This window comes from Paenibacillus sp. Y930, assembly GCF_056786375.1.
In genome coordinates, this window is record NZ_JBXCIX010000004.1 from 519,665 (window position 1) to 536,795 (window position 17,131).

A 17,131-nucleotide genomic window follows, 5' to 3' on the forward strand; every position below is an offset into this window, starting at 1 on the left:
CTGTGTAGGGCGTGTCCAGAATGTTAGTGAAAACTGACTTTCTGGACACGCCCTGCTTTTATTTTAGGGACTTATTGGGCAGCCCTTTGTTATGTTTGTAGCCATTTTGTAGACATGACACAGAGATGGGGTTGAATTGAAGTAGTATCATATATTGAGTATCATCCCACTTGTCCGATAATCATTAGTTCAGAAATGTCGTGGTATGCAGGCGAAATGAGTAAATGATTGTATCGAAAACGCTTTTACAGCTGATAAGATAATGATGTTCCAAGAGTATGATTTTCTGAGGGGTGATAAGAGGGCTTCGTAGTTTGTGTTGCAAGCGATTACATTCGCGTCGGTAACAATTAAAACTCAGGAGGGCTGTTAATGAAAAGAAGGGTTTCTAACGTAGCCAGTATTGTTTTGTTGTTGTCTCTTGCACTATGTTTAGTAGTAGGTGGATTCGCAAATCTCACAGTCGATGCTGCCGGTCTTTCGATAACTGGTAGTGGAGGGTGGAATGAGACGGCCTATGTAAAATGGTCATCTGTAAGTAATGCGGATGGGTACAATGTCTATGTAAAACCTGCAAGTGCTTCGGATTCACAATATAAACTAATGGATAGCCAATTAATCCGAAAATATGCTACCTACTGGAGAGCTGATGCTGTAGGGCTTGCAACTGGAAATTATGTGATGAAAGTTGAAGCCATGCAATCCGGCGCTTCAGCGGCCAATGCTGTGACGAATCCGTTAACCGTAACGTCATATGATAGATCTGGATTTGCTTTTTCATCGAACTCACAATTTGGCACAGCATCAGGTGCATACAATAATGACGGAACCCTCAAAACTGGCGCTCAAGTGCTATATGTAACATCCGAGACAGCTCAAACCGTTACTCTTAATGTGAAAACGAACAGTTCGGGCGCTGTACAAACAGGTGTTGGAATTGGCGAGATTATGGCACTGAGACAAAAAGGTTATGATAAAACACCTCTAGCTATCCGAATAATTGGAAAAGTTACAGACGATGATATGAGTGGACAACTGAACAGCAGTGGATATCTTGAATTGAAAGGAAAAAGTAATTATTCCGAAATGAATGTGACGATTGAAGGTATCGGAGAAGATGCTTATGCTTATGGCTGGGGGATGCTTCTTAGATACGCTGGTAATGTAGAAGTAAGAAACTTAGGCTTGATGTTATTCCCTGACGACGGCATCTCAATGGATACTGGAAATGCTAATGTTTGGGTGCATAATAATGATATTTTCTATGGATCTGCAGGCGGAGATGCAGACCAAGCCAAGGGCGATGGTTCCACAGACCTTAAAAAAGGTTCGACTTATATTACAATCTCGTACAATCACTATTGGGATTCTGGGAAAGCTTCTCTTGTCGGTCTAAGCGAATCATCGGAATTCTTTGTCTCGTTCCACCATAATTGGTTTGATCATTCGGATTCTCGTCATCCTCGTATAAGAGTGGCCTCTGTTCATATCTATAATAACTTCTATGATGGTGTCTCAAAATACGGCGTCGGTGTTACAACGGGTGGTTCGGCATTTGTAGAATCTAATTATTTTAGACATGCCAAATTTCCGATGATGAGCTCTCTACAAGGTACTGATGCTTTAGGGGAAGGTACGTTTTCTGGAGAGAACGGCGGCATGATTAAAGCTTATAACAACAGGATTATTGATGCTCAAAGTCTAATTTATGCTAACTCCAATAGCGGAACGACTTCGGCTCATACAACATCATTCGATGCATACTTGGCTTCATCGAGGAATGAAATTGTTCCAAGCGCTTACAAAGCATTAAAAGGTGGAACAGTCTATAACAACTTTGATACGAGTAACGATATGGGAGTCAATGTGTCAGCTATTGATAATGTTAATGATGTTGAACAAATAGTTACTGCTAAAGCTGGACGTCTAAATAAAGGCGACTTCGCATGGGAATTCAATGATTCAGTTGATGATGCTTCGTATTCACTTAATACGGCTCTGATGACTAAAATAAGAAACTACACTACTCAACTTGTATCTGTAGGAGGTAATTCAATACCTACTCCAACAGCAACACCTTCACCGACGGTAACACCAACACCAACTCCAGCACCAACAGCGACTCCAACTCCGACGGCAACACCTACTCCAACACCTCCGACAACTGGAGAATATGTTCATAATTTTACGACGAATGGAACTGCAAGTGATTTCTTCGATATTCAAGGAAGTCTTTCAACAAGTAAGGGAACAGTGCAGTATAATGGTTTGACACTTAATCAGTGTTTGAAAATTGAAAGTTCAACCCGTATTGAGTTCACCACTACCGAAGCTTCAACTTTAACGTTGGTATTGAATTCGGCAAACGGGTCCAAGATCAAAATTGATGGAACAAGTTATACAATAACAAATGGTGTTGTTAGCATATCTCTTGCCCCAGGCGCTCATACGATTACAAAAGATAGTGTAACCAATCTTTACTATATGGAATTAGAATAAATAGTTAATGATTAACATGTGAATTTAGCGATGGAAAAAACGGACTCGCCTTATTCGAAGGTGAGTCCGTTTTGAATGTAATGGAACAACGACTAATCTAAGTTCACTCAATATTTGCGCACGGCGTAATGGCGAAAATTATCGGTCACGGCAACAGGCTGGCCACCGTGCAGAAATTCTTTATCGCCCACTTGCCATGTGTGAGTACTTTTGTTTTTTCGACGAATATAGACGTAGTTGTAGGGAGAAGTAGCATATATGGTATAGCCTTTCTTGGAGCAATCTCGTAAAAATTTGACGTCCTCTCCAAGTGAGAGATCTGAGAAACGCACCTTCTTGAGGATGCTCTTCCGAAATAAGATTGTGCCTCCTTGAACGAAATCTACAGATTTATTCTTTTCAAATGGAGACCGAATGACAAGCTTTTTGCTTGCAGTTAGATAGACCAAACATGCATGCTTGCCGACTACCGGGCTTCCTGTACGTAGTAGCGCCTTGACCTGCTCCTTTAAGTAGTATGGAGAATAAAAATCGTCGTTGTCAAATTTTGCAATAAGGGGATATTTGGCTTTACTGATGCCGCAATTTAAGCATTGGCCCAATGAGATTCGCTCAGGCACTTTATAGACGGTGACATTGGGATACTTGGCTGCTTTTTCCTGACATTCCTTTAAACTGATACTATCCTTATTAATAATGATAATCAATTCTTTGCGTTTGTAGTTCTGCTTCTGGTAATTATTCAAGATGTTCATGAGAAAATCAGGATGATTCGTACATGTGATAATGGATACACCAGGCTCTGACAAGAACTTCCCCTCCACTTGTTATTTCTTCATTTTTTATTGTATAGTATTCAAATCTATGGAGGGTGCTTGGACTAAATAAGCTATTTGACAAGTGATCATTAAATCGAGAGTAGAGGAGTAATAACGATGGCAACTACAAATGATAAGCTTTTTCAATTGCTAGGTGATTTACCGACAGAAGGTGTTACTAATGTGCAACTAATGGATGAAAAGATGGAAGACGGATATCGATACACGTTGCTTGCTAGATTTTATGTTAACTCGATCAGATATTGATGCAGGGCGTGTAGCTACGATGGGCATGTCTATGGGTGGACTGATGTCGTGGTGGCTAGCAGCATTAGATGAACGTATTAAGGTGGTAGTGGATATATGTGGTCAAGTGGACGCACATACATTGATCAGCAAACGAGGATTAGACCATCATGGTTTCTATTACTATGTTACTAGTTTGCTTAAGCACTTTACAACTTTAGAAATTCAAAATCGAATTGTACCACGTCCAAGACTTAGCTTAACGGGTCAGCATGACCGACTATGTCCAGTGGAAGGTGTACAGCTGTTGAAAGAAGGTTTAGATCAAGCGTATTCAGCTGCTGGATATCCAGATAACTTTCAAACGATTGAGACAACAGGTGGTCATATGGAAACAGTAGAAATGCGTACTGCATGGATACAATTTTTACAGAAATATTTATAAATGAGACGGATTGTAATATGAAGTGCGACAGTTGCTAAGAGAATAAAAAATGGCCCATGGCTGATTCGTGTAGAATGAAGTTACCACAACACCATTCACACAAGGAGAATCAGACCATGAGCTACACTCATCTTAGCATAATCGAACGAAGTCAGCTAGACATCCTAAACCGACAAGGGTGGACTGCTCGTGCTATTGCCAAAGAGATCGGGCGGCACCACTCCACTGTAGCCAGGGAAATTAACCGAAACCAAGTGGAGGGCGTTTATGAGGCAGGAGTCTCTCAACGAGCCTATCAGAATCGGCGTGAATGCTGTATACCCGTAGGGAAATGGACAAATGAACTAGCCCAAGAAGTCGAGGGAAGGCTGGAGCAGACATGGTCTCCTGAACAGATATCACAGCGCTATAAAACGGACGGGAACGCTATGGTCTCTTTCAAAACAATCTACCGTTGGCTATACGATGGACGCTTAGCACGTGCAAAGATAAGCATGCTTCGCCACAAAGGAAAACGCCGTAAACCGTTAGAAACACGAGGACGCTTTCTCGTGGGTAAATCGATTAAACAGCGGCCTAAGGAAATCCGATCCCGCGAGACATTTGGACACTGGGAGCTCGACACGGTTGTCTCCAGTCGTGGCAACCTTGATTGAGCGAAAGACACGACTATATACGGCTATTAAAATGCCTGACCGGACAGCACTTTCTATGGAGGTTGCTGTTGGCGTTGCTGCATCTCAGTATCCTCAGGGCACTTTTCAAACCGCAACCACGGATCGTGGAAAAGAGTTTGCCTGTTATGCCTCTTTAGAGTTCACTCACAACATCGATGTCTATTTTGCTGATCCCTATTCATCTTGACAACGTGGTTCCAATGAGAATGGAGATGGCCTCCTTCGAGAGTTCTTTCCTAAAGGCAAAGACTTCGCTGAGGTGACGGATGAAGAACTGGCAACAGCTCTCCATTTCATTAATAACCGGCCGAGGAAATGCTTAGGTTGGAAGACCGCTCACGAATCATTCATGGATGCCCTGTCGCACTTGGCTTGACAATCCGTCTTATGAATAACACGATAATGACTTCCGCCTACATATTTCAACATAATGGATTGCCCCTTCCTATGACTTCTTATCAATTATGATAACTTCAATTCATGCTTTTCACCACAGAAAGTTAATTCAGGGTCAGGATCCTTTTGGTTAGAAAAACCATTGTGAGATGTGACGAAGGAATGATAGCACAGTCCCGTTATTGAAATCATTTGACAAAATTTGTTTTATAGCTTATTTTTATATTGACTGATTAATCAATTCAAAGGAACTTTGATAATGCCGAGAACCGATATTCAAAATTTAGAATTGCGTGATCAAAGACGCGAGCAAATATTAATAGCTGCGTTAAAAGTATTTTCTAGAAGAGGAATGGCTGCAACAAAAATTAGTGAGATAGCTAAAGAAGCCAGTTTAAGCCATGGACTTGTATATCATTATTTTAAGTCGAAGGAGGATATCTTTACGCTTCTAGTGCAACGAGCTGCAGAAAGTTCTATTCAGATTATAGAGAGGGCACAGCTACAAGATGGAACACCATTAAGTAAAATTAAATGGATGACAGAAGAGATTCTCCAAGGTTTGTCTGAGGGAGATCAAATCTTATTATTTTTAATAATGATTCAAGCTAGTACATCCGATGCTGTTCCAGAAGAAGTGAAACAACTTTTAACTTCACCGGAATACAAATCACCGGTTAGTTGCTTAATTCCTTTAATTATAGAGGGGCAACAGATCAATGAAATCATTCAAGAGGATCCGATCATGTTAGCAGTTAGTTACTATGCTTTTATTCAAGGGTTTTCCATTAATAAATTGCAGTGGAATGAATGTCCGATCCCAGAAGCAGATTTGATTATCAAGATATTTAAGTAATTCATTTGGAAGAGGTATGGAATGATATTAAATAATCGGAATTTTAAATTTTGGTGCTTATTTATTTCACCCTTTATCATTATATTACTAGGGTTTTTGACAGCTACAGTTTTCAATTATTACATTGGGGGTTGGGCTTGGATTCCACTAGCGATTGTATATTGGGGTTTACTTGGTCTTTCTGTTTGGACTTTTAAAGATAACAAAAATCTAGGTGATCGGTTTAAAAAGTCAAAGAAAGCTCCTTTTTGGATAACAATAACAATGCTAGTCGGAATGTTTCCATTAACAATTCTTATGATGAATTACCATTTGTTTGATTCAATATGGTTAATTATTTTTTGGTTATTGTTTGCGGTAATTAATCCTTGGTTTGAAGAATACTATTGGCGAGGTGTTTTATTAGAAAGTTTATTAACTAAATTTCCCAAATGGTTTGCTATTCTATATACAACTATACTTTTTGTTATTAGCCATCCATTGATGTGGGGAGTATTTTCTTATGCAAGTAAGTCTTATCATTTATATATATATTTATCTGTAGCAGGTATCGTATGGGCAATTACATATTTAAAAACGAAAAGTTTACGTTACATTATTTTATCTCATTTTATTGTAGACATAGGAAATTTAACCGTATTAACTTTCTTAAATATTTACTCGCCACCTACAATGTAATAAAACTTTATTATTAAACTAAGTATGTTAATTGTTCTAGAACTGTTATTCTTTTGGATAAACTACAAATCGAGCTCCTCAGTGATACATGAAAATGGCGTAGCCATTTTATGCCTACGCCATTTTTATTATTATTTTGTGTAATTATTTGACAAGGGGGTCAGTTAACGGCTTCTTCATATCTTTTTTTGATCGGCTTTTTCTTCCCAAACTTTATTCAAGACTTGTATAAAATAGGGAACCGGCTGAGCTCCCGAAACAGCATACTGGTTGTCAAACACATAAAAAGGCACACCTTGAACACCAACCTGGCGTGACTCAGCGACATCCATTGTCACCTTATCGGTATACCCTTTGCTTAGAATGATTTTGCGTACCTACCCTCTATCAAGACCTACCTCTTCCGCCAAACGGACAATCGTTTCCGTATCACTAAGAATCTCACCTTCTATAAAATGAGCAGCGTAAAACCGGTCAAAAAACTCATTTCCTTTGCTCTGCTCTTTTGCGTATTGGAATACTTGATGTGCATCAGCTGTACTAGCAAATTTTGCTTTATCGTAATTGATTTCGACTCCTGAATTTTTTGCCTTATCCATAACTTGTTTTAACATCGCCTTGGACTGTTCTAGAGGAACTCCCTTTAAATTAGCAAATGATTCATAGTATTTTTCACCTGAAACGTATTCTGCATCTGGCGATAGGAGGAAGCTTTTATATTCGATTTCAATTTCATCGGCATGTTCAAAATTCTCCATCGCTTTTTCTAAATGTGATTGCCCAATATATCAGAATGGACATACAAAATCAGACCATATCGTAATTTTCATACTTTTCCCTCTTTCTCTTGAGTTATCGGGCCACAGAATCCGGCATTAATATCGCAATATTGTTATCTTTTTATTTATTTTTTATTTCTCGTCTTACTTGTGGCATTACTTTAGTAGCTCTGTTTTTTTAATGTTCAAGGCATAAAAAGTGATGAGTAAATACAAAATATATTCCATATAATTCTATCTTTTATGTCTTATTCAACAAAAAATCAAGTTTCCCTGCAACAATAAATGTGGAATTTCAGGGCTGTATTGATAGATGCTATTGCAGCTTGTGTTCCTCATTGTATGCCAAAATCTAGTGCTTTATAGTAGATATCATTTACAATAAGTTACAGTTAATCCGAAAGTAGAGGGGTACCAACGATGGCTACTACAAATGATATGCTTTTTCAATTGCTAGGTGATTTACCGACAGAAGGTGTTACCGATGTACAACTATTAGATGAAAAGATGGAAGACGGATATCGATTACAAACCGTGTTATTAGAACTTGGGTTTACGGAGCGGGTATCTGTGTCGATTGCTCTACCGACAAAGCAAGAGGGTCCCCATCCGCTCGTTATGTTTAATCATTCACACGGTGGTAATTATGCAAATGGAAGAAATGAATTAGTACGTAGTAGTACATATTTACAGCAGCCCTCCTTCGCTCATACACTGACAAGCATGGGATATGCTGTTTGTTGTATGGATATGCGAGGTTTTAATGAACGCACTGGTAAAACAGAAAGTGAATTAGTAAAGGAAATGCTTTGGCAAGGTAAAGTGTTGTGGGGGATGATGCTCTACGATACACGTTGCTTGCTAGATTATATGTTAACTCGATCTGATATTGATGTAGGGCGTGTAGCTACGATGGGAATGTCTATGGGTGGACTGATGTCGTGGTGGTTAGCAGCATTAGATGAGCGTATTAACGTAGTAGTGGATATATGTGGTCAAGTGGACGCACATACATTGATCAGCAAACGAGGATTAGACCATCATGGTTTCTATTACTATGTTCCTAGTTTGCTTAAGCACTTTACAACTTTAGAAATTCAAAATCGAATTGTACCGCGCCCCAGACTAAGCTTAACAGGTCAGTATGATCGGCTATGTCCAGTGGAAGGTGTACAGCTGTTGAAAGAAGGTTTAGATCAAGCGTATTCAGCTGCTGGATATCCAGATAACTTTCAAACGATTGAGACAACAGGTGGACATATGGAAACAGTAGAAATGCGTACTGCATGGATACAATTTTTACAGAAATATTTATAAATGAGAAATAACAGAATAGATGAAAACATAAGAGATCTCTAAAGAGAATATATGAGTTTAATTAAGAAAGTCAGCTGGTGCTGTGGGCTATATACTAGTCCACAGTGCCAGCTGCCTTTGCTATGCAGTAATGTTTAGCCAATATAGACGTTAAACATTTACGTTTTCAGCAATAATCATTTTCCGATGCAATAAGCATTTTATTAGATATTTAAGTGAATGCAGTATAAATAGGTGCTAGTGTAAGAGTCTGTTGAGATGATTATCGAAGTAATACGTTTCATCTGTCATAGTGTAAGAGAAGAGAGAAGGTGATGAGAACTAGCGATAAGTAAGCCCGCGCAATCGAAACAACAAATTCGATTATAGGAGTTGAAAACTATCGTATGAGTAAAAAATTAAAGAGCAGAGTATTTACTTCATTACTTGCAATAATGCTTATATTACCTACCAATATAGGGGTAGTAGCTGCTGAGGACGAGGGTAACGAAAACGTTCCGGTCCAAGAGCCAGCTATTGTAAACTTACAGCCTGATACAAGCTGGAACGCTTCTGTATTTGGAGATGTGGGTGGACAGGATAAAATAACGGCAACAAATTTTAGTATAGTCGAAGATGAACAAGGAACTGTTCAGATGAAAAGTATGAATGATCGCGGTAAAATATCTTCGTCATCAGATGGGATCGCCTATTTGTATCAACCAGTACCAGTAGATCAAGATTATGAATTTTCAGCTACTGCAACCGTGAATAGCTTTAGCGATAATAATCAAACATCATTCGGTATTATGCTGAGAAATAAAATATATGAAAATATACATGGAACTGAATATGGAAAAGATGATTATCTAGCAATTGGAGGATTAGATAAAAAGCTTAAAATATTTAATCGAGTTAACACAGCACAGGTAAAGCAGGATTTGGAAACGTTATTAACGGTGCCGGCAGCTGGCAGCAGCTATCAACTTTCCGTTGAAAAATCAGAAAATATGTATGTAATTACGGTGAATGAATTTAGTTATGTTGTAGATAACTATGCTCCAGAGGTAAGTTACTTAGGACTATTTACTGCTCGTAATGCTGACGTTACATATAGTGATATTCAATTAGATATCATTGAAGAGGAGCAACCAGAGCTTGGAGAACTTCAATTCTATTCTTTCGGGGGTAATACTTCTGTTGAGAAAAATCCAGATCCAGTCTCAGACGAATTAGGTGCATATACTTTGGAAGCAACAGGTGGAAAGTTAGCTGGAGCAGATGAAGGGATTTCATATCTAGCCTATGAGGTACCAGCAAATGCTAGCTTTACATTAGAGGCAACAGCGACGATTGAATCATTTAATGATAACACATCGATTTCCACTCCTAATCAAAAGTCATTTGGATTAATGCTTCGTGACACCATTGGCGAGCATCGTTCAGCTACAGCTACTACTTCGAATTATATTACAGTAGGTGCTTTGGATACTCTAATGAAAGGATTTTATAAATCTGGTGTAGTTAATGGTAGTGGAGGTACTCAAACAAAGCTAAATACTTATTCTACTGCTAACGTGCCGACAGCAAATGAAGTTTATCAGTTACAAATTGAAAAAAATCAAAATAGCTATACGTTAACAGTTGATGGGGAAAGTCAGCTTGTAACGGTAGAAGATTTATTCACGGAGCAATTATATGCAGGCGTTTATGTTGCGCGTGATGCTAAGGTAAACTTTTCTAATATTAAGCTAGCAATAGAAACGGCAACAGTGAGCTCTTTAGAGATTGATGCTTCTACTATGAAAACATATTATCGTCTGCAAGAGAAGCTTGATCTAGATGGCTTGGTTGTCACAGCAATGATGGGTGATAACAGTGAAAAAATACTATCAAACGGAGATTATGTTGTTACAGGTTTTGATAGCGCTGAAGTAGGAAGTAAAGTATTAACGATTCATTATAAAGGGAAAACAGCTCATTTGAATTACGAAGTGGTGGCGCTAGAAGTGACTTCACTTGATATGGTATACGCACCTGCCAAAACAACTTATTATGTGGGCGATGTGCTTCAGCTTCAAGGCTTAACGATTGAAGCAAACTATGAAGATGGCTATTTATATCAAGAGCTCACACCAGACTTATACACGATAGCTATTCAAGATAAAGTGTATGATGGTTATGGTTATAATGGGTTAGGTGAAAAGCATCAATTTACTGCTGCTGGTACTTATAGTGTCACTATCAACTCAACAGAAAATACTAATATATCTACTGAGTTTACAATTGACGTAGTGGATGCAAGCCTTACTAGAATAGAAATCCGTCAGCTTCCAACTAAAACAACGTACTTTATAGATGAAGCGCTGCAATTAGATGGATTGATTGTTTATGGACATTACAGTGATCATTCCAGTAAACGTATTTCCAGAGAAGATCTAACATTATCCGGCTTTAGATCAGCTTTTGCTAGTCACCAGGAGCTAGTAATCTCTTATCGTGGCCAGACTGCAACACTATCCTTATTGGTCAAAGAAAAGGAAGAAATCCAGTTAGTCGTAACAAGTTATCCCAAAACAACCTATAAGTTAGGTGAGCAATTAGATTTATCGGAATTAGAGCTAGCTATTGCTTATGATAACGGCGAATTGAAAACGATTACAGATGAGGATTATACCATGGATACCTCTAAGTATAATGCGGAAGCAACAGGCCAATATATGCTTACAATTACACCTAATGATGAAGAACTAGCATCGCTAGACTTGCTAGTTACCGTACGTGATGAAACGCCAGCTATATGGAAGAGCATTCGGTTTGGTCAATCAACTTCATCGAGCAATAATACGATTGAAGTAGCTGACAATGGTGTAGTTACTCTGAAAGCAATTGGTGGCTCAGCAGGGAAAGTTACTGGCGATCATGATGGAGTTAGCTTCTATTATGTGGAGTTAGATGCTGTAGAAGATAACTTTGAACTATCTGCAGATATTAAAGTCATTGAATATGCGAAGTCTCCAGATCATGACGGACAGGAATCCTTCGGGATTATGGCTCGTGATGCGATAGGAATTGCTAATGATTCTTCAGTGTTTGCCTCTAACATTGCGGCAGTCGGAGGTTATAGTGGAGGAACGAGTAATCCGAATGGCACGCAGCTATTTGTACGTACAGGAGTAGAAACATCAGATGGCAGCGGTAGTCAAGGAATTAAGTCTAGTTTGATTCAAGGTGGACGTCCTACGGAGGCTAATACTTATCCTGCACAAAATTACAGACTGACTTTAGCGAAAACGAATAGCGGCTTTACAGGAAAGCTGAATGACGGTAAGCAAGAGATCTTGTACACACCAGAGATTCTAAATGTACAAGATAATAAAATGTATGTAGGTTTCTATGTTGCACGTCTGGCAACAATTGAAGTTCATCATATGGAGCTTAAAGTAACATCAGCGGCATCGGATGCTCCTAAGGTCGAGCCTCCATTAGTACCATTAGCTGCTAGTATTGAATTTGTTTCCCTGCAGCAAACTTCAACTACAGAGCAATATGAAGTTAAAGTAAAAGCAAATACGTCAGGTTCGGTTACGATTAAGCAAGCCAATACGATCATTGTTGATGATGTAGCGATTGAAGCTAATCAAGTGTTGTCGAAGGCAACGAATGTAATGGTAGGTAATAATCCGTTTACGATCAGCTTTATTCCAAGTGATACTGAATATTTAGAAAGCTATGAAACGATTATTTTAAATCGTACCGTTATCGTTAAACAATACGGAGATGACCTATACGTTGCTCCATATGGAAGTTCAAATGGTGATGGGACTGTAGACAATCCACTTGATCTGGATACGGCAATCACCTATGTAGCTCCTGGTCAAACGATTATTGTTCAAGATGGACAATATTTACGTAATTCCAAGCTGGAAATAAAAAAATATAATGATGGAACAGCAGATGCTATGAAAACATTAAAGGCAGCAGAAGGCGCTCGACCTGTTATTGATTTTGATAAAAAATCTGAGGGAGTAGTGCTTAGGGGGAACTATTGGCATGTGATCGGTCTAGATTTTGCTCGTTCAGCAGGTAATAAAAAAGGATTTACGGTAGGTGGTAGCCATAATATTATTGAGCTGTCTCGCTTCTATGAGCATGGAGATACAGGATTGCAAATTAGTCGAACGGATGATTCCAATAAAATAGCAGATTGGCCGTCCTACAATTTGATTCTCAATAGTACTTCATTTGCCAATCGTGATCCTTCTGATAACAATGCGGATGGTTTTGCAGCTAAGCTGACCTCTGGAGTAGGTAATGTATTCCGTGGCACTATTGCCTACAACAATGTGGATGATGGATGGGATTTATATACGAAGGCAGGATCAGGTGCTATTGGAGCGGTAACGATTGAAGATAGTATTGCCTACAATAACGGATATCCGATGGGATCCACAGAGTTAAAAGGGGATGGCAATGGCTTTAAGCTTGGTGGTGAAGGCATTCACGTGGCTCACGTTATTCGTAATAGCATTGCCTTCAATAATGGAACTGTAGGCTTTGCAAGTAATAGTAATCCAGGGGTTATTGCTAACGATAATATTGGCTTTAACAATCCAAAAGGCAATATTGTATTTACGACCTATAGTCAAATTACGCCTGACTTTACGATTGATGGATTCGTTTCCTATGCAACAGCTTCTATCGCTAGAGATCAAGTGCCGCAATCCACACGTGCTAAAAATAATTATCTGTATGATGGAACGAAGTTTGCTAATAGCGTTGGCACGGTCATTGCCGAAAGTAACTTTAAAAACTTACAGATACCACTAGAATTTGCTCGTGACAATGAAGGCAACATTATTTCAACTGATTTCTTAAGCTTTACTGCTCCGAAAGATGCGGATAACGGGGGTAATTCTAACAATTCGATAACTGAACCAGCCCCAACGCCGTCAACTTCCTTTAAACTTAAGGGAACTATCGAGAATGGAAAGGTAACCGGCGAAATTACTTCAGAACAAGCTAAAGCAGCAATTGCCTTATTGAATACCCAATCAAGTTCAGGAATTACGATTACACTAGGAGAAGATCCAAAGGAGAAGATCTATCGGATACTATTGCCAACCGATCTATTTGTAACCGCTAATCAAGATTACAATGTTGAAATCATTACTCCTATTGGAAGCATCATTATTCCTAGTAGAGCTTTTGTGAATGAAAGCAATGCTAGCAACGGTGAATTAATTGTAGAAATTCGTGATGTTACGGATGTAACTAATGGAACAGGTTGGTCTAGTGATGCAATAGTAAGGCCAGTCATAGAGTTTGATTTTTATTGGAATGGTCAATGGATTGATTATAATAATCCAGCTCTCTCATTACAATTGTTTGTACCGTATACACCAAGCGTTGATGAGCAAAATCATCTGTCTAAGCTAACGATTTGGTATATTGCTAACAATGGTGAGATTTCTCCAGTACCTAACGCGTATTATGATGAAAAGGCAAAAGGTATAAGATGGAGGACGGATCATCTCAGTCAATATGCTGTAGTATTCAATGCGAAGAACTTCTCAGATGTACCGACTACCCATTGGGCTTATGAAGCGGTTAGTACGCTTGCCGCAAAAGGAGCAATTAATGGGACCAATGAATCTAACTTTGCTCCAAATGAGGCAGTTACTAGAGCAGACTTTGTCGTTATGCTCATGCGCGCCTTGGGACTTACTGCGAGTATAGACAATTCATTAGGTTTTTCAGATGTAGCATTTGATGCTTATTACTATGAAGCACTAACGATAGCTGAGCAACTTGATATTATTAATGGGTATCCTTCAGGTGAATTCAAACCTAATCAAGAGATTGAGCGTCAAGAAATGTTTGTTATTGCTTATAAGGCAATCCAGAAGGTAGAGAAGCTCCAGTTAAGCTTAGCTAAAGATCAGAAGGCGTTAGAGCAATTTAAAGATTCAGCGACAATTGCTAGTTATGCGAAGGAGATCTTATCTACATTAGTTGAACACGGAGTAATACAAGGATATAACAAACAGATTAATGCCATGGGAGTAACAACTCGTGCCGAGGCAGTTGTGTTGATCGAACGCTTAGTGTTCAGTAATCGGAGTGATCAATAAACGCATAATACACTCTAGAAACAATGTATGATTGCTTATGACCAGATAGTAACAGAGAAGACACCGTGAGGTGTCTTCTTTGCGGTTCTACATTATTGTAAAATGTTCCTTGCTTGTCGTAAAATATCTCCTTATAATGAGACAGTTAGAAGAGTACGGAATGAGCCGGAAAAATAGTTCTGAAGATCATTAATCATATCATTCCAAATCCAATGGGATATAATATTAATAATTATAAAGATAGTATTAAGGAGAATCTGAGATGAATTGCATTGAATCGCTAGAAACTATCGTTGCAATGGTTCCAATCTTAAAGACGGCAGTTCCTGCTGATTTATCGATTGCTATTTGTGATACAGAAAAATTTATTGCTTATTCGCCTGGAGAAAATATTGATTTGAATATACGTGTGGGTCAATTTTTGCATCACGATGAACCGTTAATGCAGGCGATTAGAAATAATGAGGCGCTAAGATCGGAAGTGCCTGCTACATTTTACGGTTTTGAATTTATTGGGACGGCAACTCCGTTACATGACTCCAATGGTAATGTGATAGGTGGCATAGCTATTCAACTTCGCAAACAAACGGAGTTAATAGCCATTGCAGACCAAATCTCTACTTCACTAATACAAGCCAACAATCAGCTTTCCCAAGTTGCGGATGGATCGGTTGTATTGGCAGAGTCTGCACAGAAGCTTCTTACGCTCGCTCATCAGACGGTAGATCAGGTCAATGAAACGGATGAAGTTGTATCGATGGTTAGAAGAGTAGCTGACCAAACGCATTTATTAGGTATAAATGCGGCCATTGAAGCTGCTCATGCAGGGGATCAAGGAAGAGGATTCGGCATTGTAGCGAGTGAAATACGAAAACTATCCAAAGATACGGTTAACTCCACGAACACGATTCAGCAGACACTGAAAATATTTGAAGAAGCGATAACTGGAATGCGTGTATCCATTGAACATATGACGGCAATTGTTGATCAGCAGGCGACGTCTTCCAGACAGATATCAGACTTTATCGAAGAGGTTCATCGGATGTCAGAGCAGTTGAATCAATTTGCTAAAAAATTATAAGTAATGAGATTAACTAATTCAACTTAAATCCTATTCTAGCGAAATAAAATAACCAGTCGTCGAGTAAATTTCGATGACTGGTTATTTAAAGTTGCATGGAAATTTGACCGCTGTCTCACTTTTGTTCATGAGACATACATTGTTCAATTAGAACAGCTTCTTAATCGAGCCGAGCATGTCGCCTGCTTTGTCTAGCGATATTTTCGCTTTTACGCCATCAATCAGTGCATTAATCTGATCATTCGGCAGGTTGATCCGACAACAGATTCGATCGCCGAAGCGGGTCACTCATAAATTTAGAAGAGAATTCCTTATCATTTTTAACTTTGGTAACTTCAAATATAATATATTGTGTTATGATGTTTTTGTTATTATACAGTTCAGAGAATCTAATAAAGGGGGCTGTGAGATGAAGGATAATCTTGTTGTAGTATTTCAAGGAGATTCCATTACGGATGGTAATAGAGATCACGGTATAAGTGGAGATCGGATTTCAGATTTGTATGCTCGTTGGAAGGAGCTGATCACCAAGTATCAGCAGAGTGTAAGGGAGCTTGCGCAGCAGTATGATGCTATATTTGTTCCCTTGCAGGACGTGTTTGATACGGCAGCTAATTCTTATGTGAAATCAGTTAATGAGAAGGAATATCATATAAACTATAATTATAATTTCAAGAAATTACTGGGGGTTAATATATATGTACTTGAGTAATTTTGAGGATATCTTTGTGATTGCAACGGGAGTCATCGCATCGATACTAGCCATTCTAGGTTTTTTCATAATTAAATGGAATAAGAAGAAAGTACAACTTGATGTTATTCTTGAATATTACAAAGAAGCTGCTGACGAAAAGTTAATTGAAAGTCAAAAAAACATTCTGAATAAAACGAATGAAAACAAAAATTATAAAATGGAAGAGTGTAAGGACGAGTCAATGGTATGCAATTTTTTTGATAAGTGGGGATTCATGGTGAAGGCTAATTATCTTCCATTCTATATTTTTAAGGGTTCATCAGGAACAGAAGTAATGAAACTATATGAGGCATTAGTCGAATACATTGAATGTAGACAAAAAGATAATCCAAAGTATTGTAATGAATTCGTGTATCTATATTATAGAATCAAAAATAATAAGTTTATTTAGAGGTATGCCTAGTTAACATCACACGAATCCTTTCAGAATCCTTTCATTACATTCTGATACGCTTAGACCAAAAGGTTATAG

At 38.6% G+C, this 17,131-nt stretch carries 10 protein-coding genes and 3 pseudogenes; 11 read left to right on the forward strand and 2 right to left on the reverse strand.

Features of this window, described 5'->3' with window-relative positions:
* Positions 1-372 precede the first annotated feature (372 nt).
* Entirely contained in the window at positions 373-2,499 is a 2,127-nt protein-coding gene (locus AC1TO5_RS14790) for a pectate lyase family protein (protein WP_482063590.1), read from the forward strand.
* Positions 2,500-2,606: 107 nt separating this feature from the next.
* On the opposite strand, the gene AC1TO5_RS14795 is transcribed toward AC1TO5_RS14790, so the two are convergent.
* Positions 2,607-3,308 (reverse strand): glycosyltransferase family 2 protein, encoded by a 702-nt coding sequence (locus AC1TO5_RS14795; protein WP_482063591.1) that lies wholly within the window; start codon positions 3,306-3,308, stop codon positions 2,607-2,609.
* Between the two features lie 126 nt (positions 3,309-3,434).
* On the opposite strand from AC1TO5_RS14795, the gene AC1TO5_RS14800 reads away from it, so the two are divergent.
* The 5 genes and pseudogenes from AC1TO5_RS14800 to AC1TO5_RS14820 all read left to right on the forward strand — a co-directional run bounded on the left by AC1TO5_RS14800 (position 3,435) and on the right by AC1TO5_RS14820 (position 6,615).
* Positions 3,435-3,584, forward strand: coding sequence for a hypothetical protein (locus tag AC1TO5_RS14800; RefSeq protein ID WP_482063592.1), 150 nt, complete (start codon positions 3,435-3,437; stop codon positions 3,582-3,584).
* A pseudogene (locus AC1TO5_RS14805) lies at positions 3,538-4,008 on the forward strand (CocE/NonD family hydrolase); the annotation flags it as partial. The gene AC1TO5_RS14800 and the pseudogene AC1TO5_RS14805, both read left to right, overlap by 47 nt.
* A 116-nt stretch (positions 4,009-4,124) precedes the next feature.
* Positions 4,125-5,061 (forward strand): annotated as a pseudogene (locus tag AC1TO5_RS14810) (IS30 family transposase).
* 279 nt (positions 5,062-5,340) lie between these two features.
* On the forward strand, positions 5,341-5,937 hold the full coding sequence (locus tag AC1TO5_RS14815; protein ID WP_482063593.1) for a TetR/AcrR family transcriptional regulator: 597 nt from the start codon (positions 5,341-5,343) through the stop codon (positions 5,935-5,937).
* A gap of 21 nt (positions 5,938-5,958) precedes the next feature.
* On the forward strand, positions 5,959-6,615 hold the full coding sequence (locus AC1TO5_RS14820; protein ID WP_482063594.1) for a CPBP family intramembrane glutamic endopeptidase: 657 nt from the start codon (positions 5,959-5,961) through the stop codon (positions 6,613-6,615).
* Positions 6,616-6,791: 176 nt separating this feature from the next.
* Here AC1TO5_RS14820 and AC1TO5_RS14825 read toward each other — a convergent pair.
* Positions 6,792-7,400 (reverse strand): annotated as a pseudogene (locus tag AC1TO5_RS14825) (DsbA family oxidoreductase).
* A 414-nt stretch (positions 7,401-7,814) separates the two neighbouring features.
* Between AC1TO5_RS14825 and AC1TO5_RS14830 the strand changes: the two are divergent.
* The 5 genes from AC1TO5_RS14830 to AC1TO5_RS14850 all read left to right on the forward strand — a co-directional run bounded on the left by AC1TO5_RS14830 (position 7,815) and on the right by AC1TO5_RS14850 (position 17,050).
* Entirely contained in the window at positions 7,815-8,711 is an 897-nt protein-coding gene (locus tag AC1TO5_RS14830) for an alpha/beta hydrolase family protein (protein WP_482063595.1), read from the forward strand.
* 386 nt (positions 8,712-9,097) lie between these two features.
* The gene (locus tag AC1TO5_RS14835; protein WP_482063596.1) at positions 9,098-14,824 is read left to right on the forward strand and encodes a bacterial Ig-like domain-containing protein; all 5,727 of its coding nucleotides are present in this window, start codon (positions 9,098-9,100) and stop codon (positions 14,822-14,824) included.
* A gap of 262 nt (positions 14,825-15,086) precedes the next feature.
* Positions 15,087-15,905 (forward strand): methyl-accepting chemotaxis protein, encoded by an 819-nt coding sequence (locus AC1TO5_RS14840; RefSeq protein WP_482063597.1) that lies wholly within the window; start codon positions 15,087-15,089, stop codon positions 15,903-15,905.
* A gap of 409 nt (positions 15,906-16,314) precedes the next feature.
* Positions 16,315-16,617 (forward strand): hypothetical protein, encoded by a 303-nt coding sequence (locus AC1TO5_RS14845; protein WP_482063598.1) that lies wholly within the window; start codon positions 16,315-16,317, stop codon positions 16,615-16,617.
* A complete protein-coding gene (locus AC1TO5_RS14850; RefSeq protein WP_482063599.1) occupies positions 16,604-17,050 on the forward strand; it encodes a DUF4760 domain-containing protein in 447 nt (148 codons plus the stop codon). Before AC1TO5_RS14845 ends, AC1TO5_RS14850 begins: the two co-directional genes overlap by 14 nt.
* The last annotated feature ends 81 nt before the right edge of the window (positions 17,051-17,131 follow it).